This window comes from Pseudomonas sp. URIL14HWK12:I5 (assembly GCF_900176445.1).
Lineage (GTDB): Bacteria > Pseudomonadota > Gammaproteobacteria > Pseudomonadales > Pseudomonadaceae > Aquipseudomonas > Aquipseudomonas monteilii.
In genome coordinates this window covers 846,242-860,822 of record NZ_FWXQ01000001.1, presented here as the reverse complement: position 1 = coordinate 860,822, position 14,581 = coordinate 846,242, and the positions used below count along the sequence as shown (strand labels likewise).

The window sequence follows — 14,581 nt, the reverse complement described above, 5'->3', positions numbered from 1 at the left end:
GTTCAGCCCCTCCCCAGCGCCAATGGCACCGGTTTGTAGATCAGGCGCAGGGTGTTGGTGCTCTTGTCGAGCACCACGTCGGCACCGGTGTCGATCTGTGCACCGACATCCTTGAGCACGTTGATCGGGGTGGCCTTGCGTACCCACACGTTGATGGGCTTGAGGTCTACACGCTTGCCGCTCTCGACATAGGCATAGCCGTAACGGCTGGCAAAAGTCTGCAGCAACTCCTGCGGCTTGCCGATGAAGTCGATATCCACCTGGTCGGTATCGACCGCAGCCTGCCGTGAGGCGGCCTGCACCCGGTCAGCATTCAGCCGCGAAACGTAGTTGTGTTGCGAGTTGACCGCCACCGACACCTTGTCTGCGATGATCCGGCTGGCAAACGCCTCGGTGTCTTCCGTGGTCGGCTTGGACGAGCTTGCACAGCCCCCCAATGCGACCAGCGCCAGCAGCACGCTGCCAGCTTTGCAGCCGCGAACACCCATGAGCATTCCTTTCATGTAAAAACTCCTGAAGTTGTCATTCTGATCGACCCTGTGCCGGGGCCTGCGGCGGCCCGTTACTGGTAGCTCACCACCAGCCGGTCATGGCGTTGCCGTTCGAGGTACTTGCCCCATTTCACCGCCAGCGGGATCAGGTCTTTCTTGTAGATGTCGTTGTATTTGCGGGTCCGCGAGTGATAGTTGGCAGCGCGTGTCCAGAAGTCCTGGCCATTGTTTTCGGCAAGTTTCTGGCGCAGCAACCAGGCCGCCAGCTCCGCGTTGTAGCAGCCGCGCCAGGCGACATCGGATTTGGTAATGGCCGGATACGAGGCGAACACACCCTTGGGCCCCCAGTGGGTGGTGTTGATCTGGAAGTGGCCAAGGTCGAAGGTGCCGTTGCTGTTCGACACGCTTTGCCCGTTCTTGCCGCTTTCCTTGCTGGAGATGGCAAGCAGCACGTTGGCCGGCACACCCTGGCGCTGGGCGGCCTGGACCACGCAATCGATATCGGCCGGGCGCACCGCATAGAAGTCATCGGCCAGCGCCTGAGCAGACCACAGCGCGAGCAAGGCGACTGGCCATTGGAGCCTGTTGCGCATCATGCTCAGATGATCCATTTCTGATGCTGGAACCAGAACCAGAACGCGCCTTCGACAAACAGCTGCCCCGTCGAGACCTGCCAGCTGCGGTAGGACTTCTTCATGCCGAATACCCACAGCGCAAAACCAATCGACAACCAGTTGAGGGCGATCATGATGCCTGCGCCGGTCGCCAGCATGTACACGAACCCGGCAACGGCGAACAAGCTGGCAATGAAAAACGCCCTGGAATGCAGCTTGTGGTTGCGTGCGATACGGTCGATCTCGTCCCGTTCGATGGTCGTCAGCTGCGCTTTCACCCGCTCGTTGCGGTAGCGCGCAGCATGTTCACGGACCTTCCTGACATCGTCCTCTTCGAACAAGGCAAAGTCGCAATGGTTGCAACCCCAACTGTGCAGCACTCGCATCTTGCCTGCCGGGCTCTGCTCCAGCTCCTGATGGCCGCCCTCGGTCTTGAGCAGGATGCCCCGCTCGCACTCAGGGCAGGTGGGGCTGAAGTTCGACCGCCACAGCGACTTGATGTGCTGGTTGCCCATGCGCAACTGGTTCACGCCCAGCGCCGCCATCGGCATGGTGATGAACGCGAACTTTGCGGCCTTCTTCCCTGAATCGAACAACCCCATCACATCACCCTGGCATGCAAAAATTCTAGTTTCTGATTATCTGTTAGATATCTATCGTCGTCAATTTATGACAGCTACTTATATCCACTTCCGACCAGTGGACGAGGGGCCAGACGGCTATTCGCCTGGTCGATCCTTCATCATTGCCCGGCATTGCGCTTGCAGGTCACTCAGCCGCTTACGCATACCCGCCACATCCTGCGGCTCAGGTTCAGGCGATACGTGATAGGCCGTTTCGCGGGCAATGGCATCGCAGACTTCCTTGATCCGCTCCTCGGCCGCCCATTTGTCCGACAGCGATGCAAACCCTTCACCGGCCGCCATCACCTGCATGTCGAGCAGTTGCTGCGGCATGACGATGGCCAGCTCACGGGCCCACTCATCATCCAGCGCAGGCGCCTCTGCAGCAGCAACCGCCGGCGCCACGGGCGCAGTCATGTTCCCGACGATCAGGTCAGCCACAGCCAGCAGGCTGGCCTGGATCGCAGCCGGGCCTGCCGGATTCTCCTGCACTGCAACGGCGGGGGCAGCGGGCACCGTCTCCGGCACCTGCTTCTGCGGCAGCGGTGCAGGAGCAGTCGGTTTTTTCAGTTCGCCAGTCAGGTAAGCGCCAAGCACGGCGAACGACGTGTCCAGCCGCCCCAGCAGCGGCCGGTCCGGGTCTGCATAATTGTGTTCAAACGCACTGTGCATGCGCGCGAACACAGGATCCCCTTTCACCACCGCCCGCACCCGCCTGGCGAACGAGCCGTCTTTCAGGCTGTCCACAAATACCTGGCGCGACTGCCTGTTTTGCGGAAGGTCCGACGGCTCGGGCGGCTCGACCGGAATGAAATCGTTGATGCGCATTTCTTTCGGTGCCGGCCCGGCGGTGTAGAAGCCCATGCCCCGGATAAGGGCAACCCCGCCGGTTTGCCCATTCTGCGATTTCTTGCCGACCAGGAAGGTGAACTCGCCGTTTTCCTGCATGGCGACGTCGTCGTAGTTCAGCCGGCTGCGTTGCTCGATGGCAATGTTGTCCGACTGCCTGAGCTTTTCGTTACCCGCAATACGTTCGAAGTTGCCCAGCATGGCCTGTGAAGACTCGGCGGCCGCGCCCTGCACGCGTCGCCAGGTTTCCGACTCGGTCCCCGAGGTCAAGCGCCCGACGGCGCGGATGTTGGTGTTTTCCCAGGTGGCATCCGCCTCTTCGGCGCTGGATTTCTTCAGCGAGGAGAAGTCCTGCGCGGCGAAGGTGACGCTGAAGCCCAGGCTACGCGCCTGAGCTGGCGCCACGGCAAAGCCGACCACGGCGTAATAGCCGTATTCGTCCAGGATGGTATAGAACGGGAACTTCGACCCGGTCGGTCGGCTGTCGATGATTTCGCGCACCACACCCTCCACCCGGTTGCCCAGGCAGCCGGCCATCATTTGCTTGATGCTGCCGACGATCATCTTGCCGAGCATGCGCATGCTGTCCGGGGCACGCTCCAGCGCTGGCAGCAGTACCACCAGCAGCCTGCGGTTGATCACTACGTCATAGAAATCGACATCGCCGACGCGGGTCTTGAAGATGTGCCCGTAGTTGAAGGTCAGGTCGTTGAAGATCCGCCCCAGCTGCATGACGATGTAGCCGTGTTGCTCCAGGGTCTTGGTTTCCTGCTGCTTGTACTTGGCTTTCTGGTAGCCCGGCAGCGTCAGCAGGTAAGAACGCAGCGGGGCGACGATCACATCGAACATCTCGCCGTACTTGCCGCCGTGCTCCCACACCAGCTCTTCGATCACGTTCAGCTCGAAGTACTCCAGGTACTTCTCGGGCGACAAATTGATGTGACCCTTGTCACGCAGGTAGGTCAGCGGCCGCGTCAAGGCTGCCACGAACATGATCGCCCGCCCCTTCCACATATCGCCGCCACCGCCCGAGTCGTCCATCAGCGATACGATCAGCTCGATCAACATGCCCGACGAGGTGTTCCCCATCATGTTCATGTTGTTGGTCACCTTGTCGACCTGCTTTTCCACAAAGTCGCGGCCGGAGGTGATGAAGTTGATGATCAGCAGGTCATCTTCGCGCCCCAGGTAACGGGACAGGCGGAAGATCTCCTTCTGTAGCTTGGGGTCGCCCTTGCCGTCGACGTAGATGAAGCCTGTGTTCTGCACCAGTGCGTTGAACACGATGCCGAGCAGCAGCTCGGTGTTGTGGGTAACCAGGCTGTCGTCAGTGATGTAAAGGTGGTGCGGGTGGTCGATCTCGATGCACTGGCAAGGCGCCTGACCGGCAGCCGTCACCTTCCACACCTCGACCCAGCCGTTGAATTTGGCAGAGCCACGCTTCTTGCGCACCTTGGGGAGCATCACCACCACGCCACGCCCCATCAGCTCGCGGATGGCATCGGTGGTCACCGTGTGCGCTTCTTCGCTGCCGTCCTGGCCGCGGGTAAGTACCCGCCACAGGTGGTCACCGGTGGACTGGGCCCGGCGGCCGTCGCGCGTGGCAACTGTCCAGATCGGCTGGATACCCTGCTCGATCACCCGCAGTACTGCCGCCTGCTTGCCGTCGGGCGTGCATACACTGTCCCCGACCTTTATCTGCCCCATCTGCACCCAGCCCTTCGGGGTGAGCACCTTGGCGTGCTTGGGTTGCGGCTTGCCGGAGCCGGTGGTGCCCAGTACCAGCTGGTGCGTCCTCAGGTCGCTGTCGCCGGCGTAGATCTGCTCCCGGGTCTCCAGGTCATTGCCGAACAGGGTCACGCCCTCGCCTTTCTTCTTGCCTTTGTACGAGCCGTCGTTGACGTCCGCCAGCTTGGGTACCCGATAAGGGAAGTCGAATGCACGATTGTCCACATCAACGAACTTGCGCTTGAACGCCCAGGCCAAGAGCAACAGCAGCTCACCCGAAAAGGGCACCTTGATCGAAATCAGCGCCAGGATCGGCAGCGCGAACGTGCCGAAGACTGCGCCGTCAGCAGACTGGAAAAAATCACTGAAGCGCTGCCCAGCCAGGCGCGTGTCTTTGCGCCGCCGGCTGCTGCTGACTTCATGCTGACGGGATGCGCCCTTGTACTGAGCCATCTGTCACTCCCTTACACTACGTCTTCGTATGCACTGGCGCTGATGTAGTCAGCGACCAGATCCTTGGCGATGCGCGCGATCACGGACTGCTCCATGTCGTCATCGACGAACTCGACGTCCTTGAACGTCTCGCGCTTGAGCCGCTCCACCATGTCCTTGCAGCCACCCGACGGGAAGCGGCGGGCCAGCAACGCGAGCGCATCGGGGCGTGGCATATGCTCGTAGAGCATGGTGCGCAGCTTGCGGTCTTCAGCGGTGGTGGTCAGTGCCCACAAGCGCATCGGCCCGGCCGACATGGTGAACAGCTGGCTGTAGGTGGCGTTCTTGGTTTCGAACCGCGCCAGGAAGGTACAGCCGTGCTTGTTGGCACCGTGGACGAAGTTGACCAGCGCATGTTCTTCGGTGTCGGACAGGCCGATGTTCTTCCTCAGCCAGTCGCGGGTTTCCTTGGTCCCCGAGTCGAGGATGAAGGTGGCGGTGGCGATCTTGGTGAGTTGGCCAAAGTCTTCCATCAGCTGGGAGGCCAGGATGATCTCCATGTTCCACTTACGGGCCTCACGGCCGTCGGTCTGCATTTGTTCCTGCAGGCCCACGTGGCCACCGGTCTTGTGGAATTCGTCCATGCACATGACCTTGTATTCATCCACCAGGTCCGCCACCAGGCGCTCATAGAACGGCAGGTATTTCTCGGTGAAGAACGGGAAGTCTTCCTTCGAGAACGCCACCTTCTTCATGAAGCACTGGCGGGCGATCATGTACATCAAGGCCGTCTGCTTCTTGGCCGACGCAGAACCTTGCAGCGCAACGTCCTGCAGGTCGAGCGCCACGATGCGGGCACTGCCTACATCGAAGCGGGTGTGATCGGAGAACACCGGGAAGTCGCCGACAGCCTCACGAATACCGAGGATGAACGCGTCAACCAGGCTACGCCCGACCTCGCCGGAGCCTTCGTATTCGGCGCGAACCTCTTCGGTCGATGCGACTGCCACCAAGTCGTTGAGGGTCGGCACTGCGTAGCGCTGGGTGACCTCGGCCTCGTAGACCATGCCGGCGTCGAACATCGCATCGACCAGCTCCCAGTAGGTGGTCGCCGGCAGAATGCGGTATCCAAGCTGCGCCACGGCAGTGTCCACCACATCGTTGTGCCCCGGCTTGTAGGTTTCCGGGCTGGCCCGCTCGATCTTGTCGTCCTTGCGCCGGTATGCAAGGTCGACCATGCGGCCGACGAAGTTGCTCATGCCCTCATAGGGCTTCTCACGCTCGGGCGGCGTTACCAGGATGGTCAGGAAGTTCTTGTTGAACTCACGGTCCTTCGGCAGCGGGTAGCGCTGGCCCAACGGGGTATCCAGCGGGTTGATGCAGTCCTTCCTGGCGTTCTGCAAACGTTTGTACACCACCAGGTGATGAAGCCGTGGCGGCAGGTTGTCGCGCACCAGGTCACAGAAGCCGGACGAGGAAATACCGATGTCGGTAATGCCGATGTAGGGCAGGCCGGTCAGGCCAGGCATCAGGCAGGACTCGAAGTGGTTGTTGTTCATCAGCACCGACTTGCCCGAACCCGGTTTGCCGGCGATCAGGGTGATCCAGGTGGTCTGCTGCGACGAGAAGCGCTGGTACTTGAGGATCTTCCCGTCCAGGCTACGGTAGATGGTCGAACCTTCCTGGAACGGCGAAGCCGGCCGGGTCAGCGGCAGCATGGCCACGGCATCGCCCAGCGGGGCGGCGGCAGGGTCACCCAGGTGCTTGGTGGTCAAGGCCAGGCAGTTGGACTGGAACGCCTGCATCGGGTTGCCCGTGCGCTCGATGAACACCGGCTGCCCCCACGCCTCCAGCGTGCGCCACAGCTTCGACTTGCGCAGTGCAAGCTCCTTCACACCCTTCTCGTCCGGGCTGGCCCAGGTCATCGCGGCAACCTGCAGCTTGACCATGCACTCACCGTCGCGCACCCGTTCACGCAGCTCCTTGGTGGCCAGGTTGATGTTGCGGTTCTGCTCGGACGTTACCGACAGCAACTGGGCGAACAGGCTCTTCCAGGCCAGCACGCTCATGCCATCGGAAGACAGCATGATCGAAACCGAGTATGGCAAGGCCCTCGACACCCCGTTTTCCTGGGTTTCGGCGCGGTTGAGGCTGTTGAACAAGGTGTTGAAATATTGCGGTTCTGCCGGCGGAATCGACATCAGCAAAGGCGCATACACACGCGAGCCTACCCGTACGCTGGTAGGGTCTGGCAGCAGACTGGTGCGCTCGCCACTGCCGATTTCAGCCGAGGTAACCATGATCTGGCTGGGCAGCGTCGGGTACATGAACTCCGACATGTCGCCACCGCGCTTGCTGGTTTTCCAGCGCATGGGAATGGGGCTGCCTGGAATATAGGGCTTCCAGGTACGCGGCGTGATATCGGGGTTAACCTTGGCGCGGATGGCGCGGATCGCTTCGCTGACGTCGAGTACATCCACCGAGCAGCCGAATTCGGGAGACGTCAGATCCTCGGAAATCTTGGTAACGAAAGAAAGATGGCGGTCCTTGAGGTAGGAAATGGGACGCAGCAGGTTTTGCGCATCCGCAGTGGCCGGCCACTCCGACGCCTTCCTGAACTCGTTCAGGGCCTCGCGGGCCATTGCCCTTTCGGTCTGGTCAAGCAGTGCGGGCCGCGACCAGAACACCAGGTAGCACTCTTCGTCATACACATACTGTGCATACTTGCTGACACCCTCATTGATCAGGTGTCGGACGTTCAGGTTAAGCCGTTCGGCGGTGGCCGCCTGCTGCTGGGCGTTCTGCTCCAGTGGCGCAGTGGCATCCAGGTCGCGGCTGAAAACGATCTGCAGGTGATGGCCGCGCACCTTGAAGTACACGGAAAGTGAGGCCTCCAACAGGCTGACAAGCCGTTCGAACTGCTCACGCCCCAGTACGCTCTTGGTGCCGTTGAAGCGCACGATGGACGCCAGCGAACCGTCGTTGGCGACGATGGATTGCCCGCCATCGACCGTTTCAAGGTCGCAATAGTCCTGCACGTCGGCCTTGAGCTGGCTCAGAACCGTCAGGATCACCGCCTCGAGTTTGTTAAACATGTCCTTGTTCTCCCTTGATAACGTGCTCAACGGCGAGGCTGATCAGCGCTGCGTGCTTGTGCATCAAGCAAAGTTCTTGAGTAACTGGCCGGTCAATGCCGACCAGTTGTCGGGCAGAAACAGTGCACGGTTATTAGCCGCGTAATAGTCGAGCTGCCCGTCCTTGAACGCGCTCTTGGTTGGAAACAGCCGCAAGGGGGCCAACCACTCGGCGCGTCGTTCATATTCTTCATCACTGACAAGTGTTTTGCTGGCCAGGGTTTCTGCCACACCTAACACGGTGATGACTTCCCCACCGAATATTTCCTTGAGTGTGTCGCTACCACGAAACTGGAAAGCGGCCAGCAGACTGGTCAGCTTTTCGTTGACAGCCACATCCCCCAGCAGCTCATTGACATAGATGCACCGGGCAATGTTATTGATCTCGGTTTGCGTCAATTCTTGAACCGCGACGAAAAAACCCGTGCCATTCATGGCGCATGCACCAAGATGATGAACCTGACGGCACAAGTTACAGGCGGTAATCAGGTTTTCCTTCGTACAGTTTTCGGCATTACCGTCCAGTGCATGAAGTTCCTGATACTTAGCGGATTTAAAACCACAGAAGCGGCACGTGTAGTTATCACGCTGCCACACCGAAGTGCGAACCTTACTGTGCTCGTCCCGCCACAATTTGCGTTGATCATCGTCCGAGCGCCACAGTGGCCGGCGTACACCAAATACCGGTTGATTGGCAGTACGGCTTACATAGCCACTCGCCAGCGTAGGCACAGTGAATGCCCCGCCCTGAGCCGAGTTTGTTTCGCTCATGTCCGATAATCCCGAAACCGTGTTGAGAATGCGGGGCCTTGCGCCCCGCCCTAGGGTCAGCGGCGGGCAGCCTTAGTTGACCACGGTGTTGCGCATGATCCACATCACGGTGCCGACAGCGGCCATCAGGCCACCGATGAACAGGCCGACAATGGCCGACATCGGCTTCTCACGCTCGTCCTTGGAGGCTTTCCACAGGGTGTACAGCGAAATGGCGACAACCACGAAACCACCAATCGACACCAGCGAGATCAACAGCGTGGCGCCGCCCTGGGCGGTGTTGTCGATGTTGGTCATGACGTCGTCAGCAGTTTTGCCGCCCGACGTATCCTGGGTCAGGTCAGTCTTGGTAATGGCGAATGCCGACGGTGCTGCCAGGGCACCGATAACTGCTGTGGTCGCACGTACTTTGGCCGAATCGTAAGCAGCTTTCAGGGTTTTGAGTGCTTTCATGAGTGACGCTCCTTGGGTTTCTTAGTTCGAAAAGCCGTTACGACCACGGCGTGAAAAGACCCACCAGATTGAATCCGATGGTGTTGTTGAGTACATCGCTGAACCATTTGAAGTTCCACGCCAGCACACCGCCGATGATCCATCCGCTGGCGGTGCCCAGGCCGGCCTGGGTCTGATTGTTGTAATAACCGTTTACCGTCAACCAGCCTTTCACCATGGCAATCAGGCCAACCACCTGCATGATGCCCAGCAGGGCCAGCGTGGCCAGTTGTGCCTGCTCTTGCAACGTGGTGCCGGTAGAGGAATAAGACAGCATGCGCGAGTTGGCATAATCCCCGGTCAAGGTGCGCGACATGATGCCCATCCATTCCAGAGTGCCGATGGCCAGCAAGATCGAGCCAATGACCAACTGCACACAGGCAGAGCCGACAGAGAAACGCTGTCGCCCGGCCACATACTTCAATGCGTTGTCATGGGTAACGCCCCATATTTCAATTAATGCAGCACCTGTCAGGTAAAGACCGATAAGCGCGGCAATACCCTGGCACATCATGATCGCCGTCGGGATCACTTTCCCGATATTGACCATTACATCTACGAGATCGGCAAATCCGGCCGCCATGAGAACGTCCTTGTTTAAAGAGCAGGTGCAGTCACTACAATGCCGCTGTCGCGATCAACCGAAAGCACTTTCAATTCGCGTTGAACCGGTGGCAACGTGTCGCCAGCTTTTATGCTGTCTTCACTGTCGCCATTCTTCACCCAGGCCCGGTGCCCGACCACGGCCTGCACTTTGTAGCCACTCGACTGCGGGATCGGGTGGACGCTTCTGGCGCGCGCCTGCGAGACAACAGGTGCCGGCTCCCTGCGCGGCGGCTTGACGATCTCCACACGCTGGCGGCTTTGCTCGAAGTAGTCCATGCGTTGATTCAACCCGGTCAGGTTGTTGTCCAGCGCCTTGATCTGGCTCAGTAGCAGCTGGGTATTACGCTGGGATTCCTCGCGCACGATCTTCAACTGCTTCTCGCTGTTCTCCTGGGCCTGCAACGCCGCTTGCGCTTGCTCCCTGGACTTGGCCAGCTCGATGCTCAGTACATCCATGCGTGGCTGTTGCACCGATTGAGTCGGGTTTTGCGCCATGCGCCTGGCCTTGGCTACTGGCGACGATGTCGCCTTCATCACGACCACGGCAACCACGATGAGCGCCACGAAGCTACCGGCAAAAACGCCGATGAGTTTTCCGAACGACCAGTTCTTCATGTCGAACTCCTTATCGAGATTGATCGTGAACGTCTTGCAGGAAGAACAGGCCGAAGCCTTTGTTCGCAGGCGTTGCATAGGTAGCCGGACGGTTGAACCCGCGGCGCACTTCCGATGCGATTGCGGTACCCATCTCGCCCACCGACGAACCGATGACCTGCTTGGTCGAAGGCTCGGTAGTGGTCTGGGCCACTACACCACTCGGGCTGATGATCGTGGTGCCCGCGGTCTGCTGGTAGGCACGACCGTAGCCGGACAACAGCGAGGCAGCCCCCAGGGCGAAATAGCGCGACATAGTGTGGTGGTCCTTGGTTTCGGCGATACCTTGCTTGGCATCGTCCTCACGCAGGGCCACGGCACTGATGCGCATGGTCGGACGGGGATCGTTCACCGGCGGCGCCAGAATGGTGAACTTCACGCGGATGTTGTCCGGCGCCTGCTCGATCTTGCCGATCAGCTTGGCGCCATTCCATTTGCCGCCACGAATGGTTGCCAGCACGTCACCGCCATCGTCGGTGTTGACCTCAGCATCCAGCGTGGCATACATGATGGTGCCCGTCTTGATGAGCAGCTCCCGGTCGGTGTCGCCCACGGCTTCGATATCGTTGGGGTCTTTCTTGTCTTTGGCCGTGCGCAGCGCGACATCACGGTCGCCGTTACCCGCACGTTCGGTCGGGTAGTAGCTGACGGTGCTGAAGCTGCTTTTATCTGCAAAGCCCTTCGCACTTTCCGACTCGCCCATCAATTGCTTGATCGACTTCAGCGTCTCGGTCTTGAGTTCGTTAACGTACAGGTCGCGCTGTTGCTCGGCCTTCTTCAGCTCTTCCTCCAAGCGCCGGCGTTCCTGCTCGTCGGCCTGGGCATTGTTCACGCCAGCGCGCGGTGCAACCTGCGCGGTCTCGCGGGGCGGCTGTCCGGCCCCGACATAAATCGGCGGCGGTTGCGTGCTTGCGTCGTTGTACGGCTGCCCGGGCACATTGAACTGGGCGTTCTGGCCACGGCCCAGTTCCTTGCCGGTAGACTGAACGATGTTGGGATCGAAGCCCGGCTGGTACGACATACCGCGCTCGGCAGCCTGCTCGGCTTCCAGCGAGCTGCGCTGGGCGCGACGCTCCGCCTCGGCAGCGGAGATAGGGTCGACCGACACCTCGGGCTGCGGCGCACGCGGCACATCCACGGTGGATGCCTTGCCGGCCGGTTCGTCCTTGCCGGTCATGCCGTTGTAGGCCAGCGCACCCAGCGCAAGCACCACCAGGCCGGCGGCAATCAGCGAAACCTTGCCGACGCCAGAACCAAACACGGCCTTCAGGTTGCGCTGCATCTCATCGGACTTGCGCGCCTTCCTCACATGCGAGCCCGCCGGCCCGTCACGGTCGGCCACCAGGTGCTCGTCGTCTTCATCGAAGCCCGAGTCGCTCGGCGGCATGTTGTGATCACTCATTGCAGATTCCCTTGCTCGATGAAGACGGTTACGGCCTGCCCGCCAGTCGTGAACGTGACGCTGTTCTGCAAACCGGCGTAGCGGTAAACCGCCACACCCGTGGTGCTACGGGCAGCGTTGGTGTACGCGGGGTATTGCGCATCGGCCTTGGCTTTCACATACATGTTCGGGCCATAGCTCCAGGCTTCCACGCCCTCCAGCCCGGTCACCTTCAGGCGATTGGCCTCTTTGGGCGGTACGCCATCCAGGAAGTAGGTCAGCGCATCGTCGATGCTCGGCATCCCCAACATGGCCACAGTGGCCTCGGCATCCGGGTTACGTCCAGGCACCTTGGCATCCACGCGCATGTCCACCTCTTCCTGCCCGGCAGCCAGGATCAGGATGATCGGTGTGGCCAGGCCGCGCAGGGTGACGGTCACATTGCCGTATGCGGCCGCAGTGGCAGGGTCCAGTGTCAGGATATTGGTCGGCGCGACATTGCCGCCCTGGCCGTTCTGGCCGCCACGCTCGCGCCCGTCGCTGAACAGCTCGCGGTTGATCGACACGTTCTGGATCATCCATGGCTGCCCGGCATAGTCGGAGAACACGATCGACGACTGCTGCCCCTTGCTCAGGCGAACGATGGGCGGGGAAACGCCCGGATCCAGGTTCAGTGCAAGCGTGCGGGTCACCGGCTTGGCCGGGCTTACGTAGGCCGTGGCCTTCTGCTTTTCACGCTCGAGCCACAGCTGCTTGATCAGCTCCACCTGCGACGACGTCAGCTGCGAGTCCTGCACATCCTGGACCGTGTCACTGATGACATCTTCCGGGCGCGGGTACACCACTTGAGCAACACTGGAGACCTGCCGGCCCAGGCCATTCATCGGCGGCAAGGGCGGCGCGTCGCTGCCTTGCGCTGCGTCAACCTGGCCCACGCTACCTTCGGCGGCAGGCGCATTTTGCGCCTCGTTGGCAAATGCGGGCATGGCGATAGCGCTCGCAAGCAACGATGCGATCAGATGCTTCTTCATGGTCACTTCCTTGAGGTGTACGGCGACAGCTGAACAGAATCGACGGCGATGCCTTTGGTGTTGGTAGCCGAGGCTGGGATCTGAACGATGGTGACGGCTGCGAGGAAGTCCTGACGCGAGCGAGCCTGCTGATCACCGCCCACGTAGAACTCGATGGCAATCGGTACCTGAACCAGCCAGTAGTTCTGCCCGGTTGCCAGCGCACCGCTTTCTTCAACCTGAGGTATTTGCGTGGCCATGGCACGCAGGATCATCCGCCCCTTCAGCACACGCTCCAGGTTGCCAGAGTCGTCAAGCGTCTTCAGGAACGCCTTGCGCCCTTCATCCGTGTACCAGCGGGCACCCGCGGCATTGAGGTTGGAGCGGTAGTTCACGTAGTCGTAGGAATACGAGTTCACCACTGCGTCCTTGGCGTACTCGGCCAGTGTCGCCGGGGTGACACGCGGGTTGCTCTCGGTCGAGACCTCGCAGATGGCGTGGTTGTCGATGGTCGGAATCCAGCGGTACTTCGGGTACCAGAACACCACGGCAGCGATGGTCACGCCAAATACGCAGGTAAGGGCAAGCAGTTGCCCCCAGACGCGCTTGTTGCGGCGCTTGAGGTCCAGGCATTCCAGTTGCAGGCGTTTGACTTCGCGAACGGTGGCGGCTGCCTCGCCCGGCGTATCATCCAGCGCCAGCTCAAGCAGCTTTTCTTCATCAGTGCCCTGCCGGGCCTTCGGCGCCTCACCACCAGGGGTTCCGCGTTGGGTTTCCTTACTCGACATTGCGGATTTCCCCTGTCGTTCCGTCGTAAATGCAAATCGAGTCGGTTCCGTCATAGAACACGACATTTTCAAAATTCGTTTGCGTCACCAGCCAGATGGCCGCAACGGCAACGCAGGGGAGCAAGGCGAGGCAAGCCCACTCACCGATATCCAGCATTACACCCAGCATGCGGTTGTAGCGCCGCAATGCGCGCACATCCACGTCATCGCCTGTCCCGCTGCCCCATGACGTTGTGGTTGATCCGAGTTCGTCCATATCTCGCTCCATGAAGCAGCATTTTCATTTAAAACTTAGAAAGGTGCAACAGCGAAATTTTGACATAGAGAAGAAATACACGCAATGCGCGACGTATTTTGACACGCCTACGTCAGCCTTCAGTCAGTCATGCCATACAGATTTTTACGCAAGCGGTAGCGCCATCGCGCGCCTCCAGTAGCGCTGAAAGCCGCTAATTACGGGCACTCACGGGATAAAACTGACTGCAAAGCATCATCTGGAAACAGCACATGCATGCTGTCACATTGATATCAAAAAAATGTACGTCACCGATATTTTAGATAGTCAAAACACAACCCTTTCGGCGCTCTCGGCGAGCACCAAAATTAAAGGTCAGGTTTCAGACAACGGCCGCGCAGGCCATAGCAGACGGGGCTTCCGGCATATTTCCGGGTAAAATCGGCGAGATTGACAGCGGGGTTTGCAGCATATCCTCCATGACAAGGCGGGAACCTGGTCCAGCCCTTCTCCTCAACGGCCCTATCACGCTGGGGCAATTTCAATAAAACCCTTTTAAAACAAGGGCTTTATAGCATTCCTTGAATCCATCTGATTCAGCGCTCGAAGTGTGCAAGACGGGTGAGCCATCACCTGCCTTGAGGCTACTTCAGTCGGTCACGATAGTGACTGAACATGGCAAAAATGTGATTTTCCACCATCCACACATTTTTTTGCGATAGCAGCTTTTTGCCACCATGCCTGCGAACCACACCCAAATCCCATGACAGCAC

Annotated in this window: 13 protein-coding genes; all 13 read right to left on the bottom strand. The window is 59.9% G+C overall.

Translation table 11 applies throughout. From position 1 onward, the window contains the following. Positions 1 to 2: 2 nt before the first annotated feature. The 13 genes from B9A31_RS03990 to B9A31_RS03930 all read right to left on the bottom strand — a co-directional run bounded on the left by B9A31_RS03990 (position 3) and on the right by B9A31_RS03930 (position 13,829). The gene (locus tag B9A31_RS03990) at positions 3 to 503 is read right to left on the bottom strand and encodes a DotD/TraH family lipoprotein (RefSeq protein WP_256576174.1); all 501 of its coding nucleotides are present in this window, start codon (positions 501 to 503) and stop codon (positions 3 to 5) included. 59 nt (positions 504 to 562) lie between these two features. Beyond that, positions 563 to 1,087, bottom strand: a complete 525-nt coding sequence (locus B9A31_RS03985) for a transglycosylase SLT domain-containing protein (protein WP_019097474.1) — start codon at positions 1,085 to 1,087, stop codon at positions 563 to 565. Between the two features lie 2 nt (positions 1,088 to 1,089). Then, entirely contained in the window at positions 1,090 to 1,707 is a 618-nt protein-coding gene (locus B9A31_RS03980) for a hypothetical protein (protein ID WP_019097475.1), read from the bottom strand. Between the two features lie 117 nt (positions 1,708 to 1,824). Next, the gene (locus tag B9A31_RS03975) at positions 1,825 to 4,758 is read right to left on the bottom strand and encodes a type IV secretion protein DotL (protein ID WP_027610077.1); all 2,934 of its coding nucleotides are present in this window, start codon (positions 4,756 to 4,758) and stop codon (positions 1,825 to 1,827) included. Between the two features lie 11 nt (positions 4,759 to 4,769). After that, positions 4,770 to 7,832 carry a type IV secretion system protein IcmB/DotO gene (locus B9A31_RS03970; RefSeq protein ID WP_019097477.1) on the bottom strand — a complete coding sequence of 1,021 codons (3,063 nt, stop codon included), beginning with the start codon at positions 7,830 to 7,832 and terminating at the stop codon, positions 4,770 to 4,772. Between the two features lie 63 nt (positions 7,833 to 7,895). Further along, a complete protein-coding gene (locus tag B9A31_RS03965) occupies positions 7,896 to 8,642 on the bottom strand; it encodes an HNH endonuclease (protein ID WP_019097478.1) in 747 nt (248 codons plus the stop codon). Positions 8,643 to 8,714: 72 nt separating this feature from the next. Then, positions 8,715 to 9,095 (bottom strand): hypothetical protein, encoded by a 381-nt coding sequence (locus B9A31_RS03960; RefSeq protein ID WP_019097479.1) that lies wholly within the window; start codon positions 9,093 to 9,095, stop codon positions 8,715 to 8,717. Positions 9,096 to 9,132: 37 nt separating this feature from the next. Then, positions 9,133 to 9,717 (bottom strand): hypothetical protein, encoded by a 585-nt coding sequence (locus tag B9A31_RS03955; RefSeq protein WP_019097480.1) that lies wholly within the window; start codon positions 9,715 to 9,717, stop codon positions 9,133 to 9,135. Positions 9,718 to 9,731: 14 nt separating this feature from the next. Beyond that, positions 9,732 to 10,355, bottom strand: coding sequence for a type IV secretion protein DotF (locus B9A31_RS03950; RefSeq protein WP_084296669.1), 624 nt, complete (start codon positions 10,353 to 10,355; stop codon positions 9,732 to 9,734). A gap of 10 nt (positions 10,356 to 10,365) precedes the next feature. Then, on the bottom strand, positions 10,366 to 11,796 hold the full coding sequence (locus tag B9A31_RS03945) for a DotG/IcmE/VirB10 family type IV secretion system protein (protein ID WP_084296668.1): 1,431 nt from the start codon (positions 11,794 to 11,796) through the stop codon (positions 10,366 to 10,368). Next, positions 11,793 to 12,806 (bottom strand): DotH/IcmK family type IV secretion protein, encoded by a 1,014-nt coding sequence (locus tag B9A31_RS03940; RefSeq protein WP_019097483.1) that lies wholly within the window; start codon positions 12,804 to 12,806, stop codon positions 11,793 to 11,795. The genes B9A31_RS03945 and B9A31_RS03940 overlap by 4 nt, the downstream gene beginning before the upstream one ends. A gap of 2 nt (positions 12,807 to 12,808) precedes the next feature. Further along, positions 12,809 to 13,573 carry a DotI/IcmL family type IV secretion protein gene (locus tag B9A31_RS03935; RefSeq protein WP_019097484.1) on the bottom strand — a complete coding sequence of 255 codons (765 nt, stop codon included), beginning with the start codon at positions 13,571 to 13,573 and terminating at the stop codon, positions 12,809 to 12,811. Then, positions 13,563 to 13,829, bottom strand: a complete 267-nt coding sequence (locus B9A31_RS03930; RefSeq protein WP_019097485.1) for a hypothetical protein — start codon at positions 13,827 to 13,829, stop codon at positions 13,563 to 13,565. Before B9A31_RS03930 ends, B9A31_RS03935 begins: the two co-directional genes overlap by 11 nt. Between the last annotated feature and the right edge of the window lie 752 nt (positions 13,830 to 14,581).

Excerpts from the sequence above, each read along its gene's own strand:
- B9A31_RS03960 (WP_019097479.1), bottom strand. The coding sequence starts at position 9,095 with ATGAAAGCACTCAAAACCCTGAAAGCTGCTTACGATTCGGCCAAAGTA.
- B9A31_RS03965 (WP_019097478.1), bottom strand. The coding sequence starts at position 8,642 with ATGAGCGAAACAAACTCGGCTCAGGGCGGGGCATTCACTGTGCCTACG.
- B9A31_RS03950 (WP_084296669.1), bottom strand. The coding sequence starts at position 10,355 with ATGAAGAACTGGTCGTTCGGAAAACTCATCGGCGTTTTTGCCGGTAGC.
- B9A31_RS03985 (WP_019097474.1), bottom strand. The coding sequence starts at position 1,087 with ATGATGCGCAACAGGCTCCAATGGCCAGTCGCCTTGCTCGCGCTGTGG.
- B9A31_RS03980 (WP_019097475.1), bottom strand. The coding sequence starts at position 1,707 with ATGGGGTTGTTCGATTCAGGGAAGAAGGCCGCAAAGTTCGCGTTCATC.
- B9A31_RS03975 (WP_027610077.1), bottom strand. The coding sequence starts at position 4,758 with ATGGCTCAGTACAAGGGCGCATCCCGTCAGCATGAAGTCAGCAGCAGC.
- B9A31_RS03935 (WP_019097484.1), bottom strand. The coding sequence starts at position 13,573 with ATGTCGAGTAAGGAAACCCAACGCGGAACCCCTGGTGGTGAGGCGCCG.
- B9A31_RS03970 (WP_019097477.1), bottom strand. The coding sequence starts at position 7,832 with ATGTTTAACAAACTCGAGGCGGTGATCCTGACGGTTCTGAGCCAGCTC.
- B9A31_RS03940 (WP_019097483.1), bottom strand. The coding sequence starts at position 12,806 with ATGAAGAAGCATCTGATCGCATCGTTGCTTGCGAGCGCTATCGCCATG.
- B9A31_RS03945 (WP_084296668.1), bottom strand. The coding sequence starts at position 11,796 with ATGAGTGATCACAACATGCCGCCGAGCGACTCGGGCTTCGATGAAGAC.
- B9A31_RS03990 (WP_256576174.1), bottom strand. The coding sequence starts at position 503 with ATGAAAGGAATGCTCATGGGTGTTCGCGGCTGCAAAGCTGGCAGCGTG.
- B9A31_RS03930 (WP_019097485.1), bottom strand. The coding sequence starts at position 13,829 with ATGGACGAACTCGGATCAACCACAACGTCATGGGGCAGCGGGACAGGC.
- B9A31_RS03955 (WP_019097480.1), bottom strand. The coding sequence starts at position 9,717 with ATGGCGGCCGGATTTGCCGATCTCGTAGATGTAATGGTCAATATCGGG.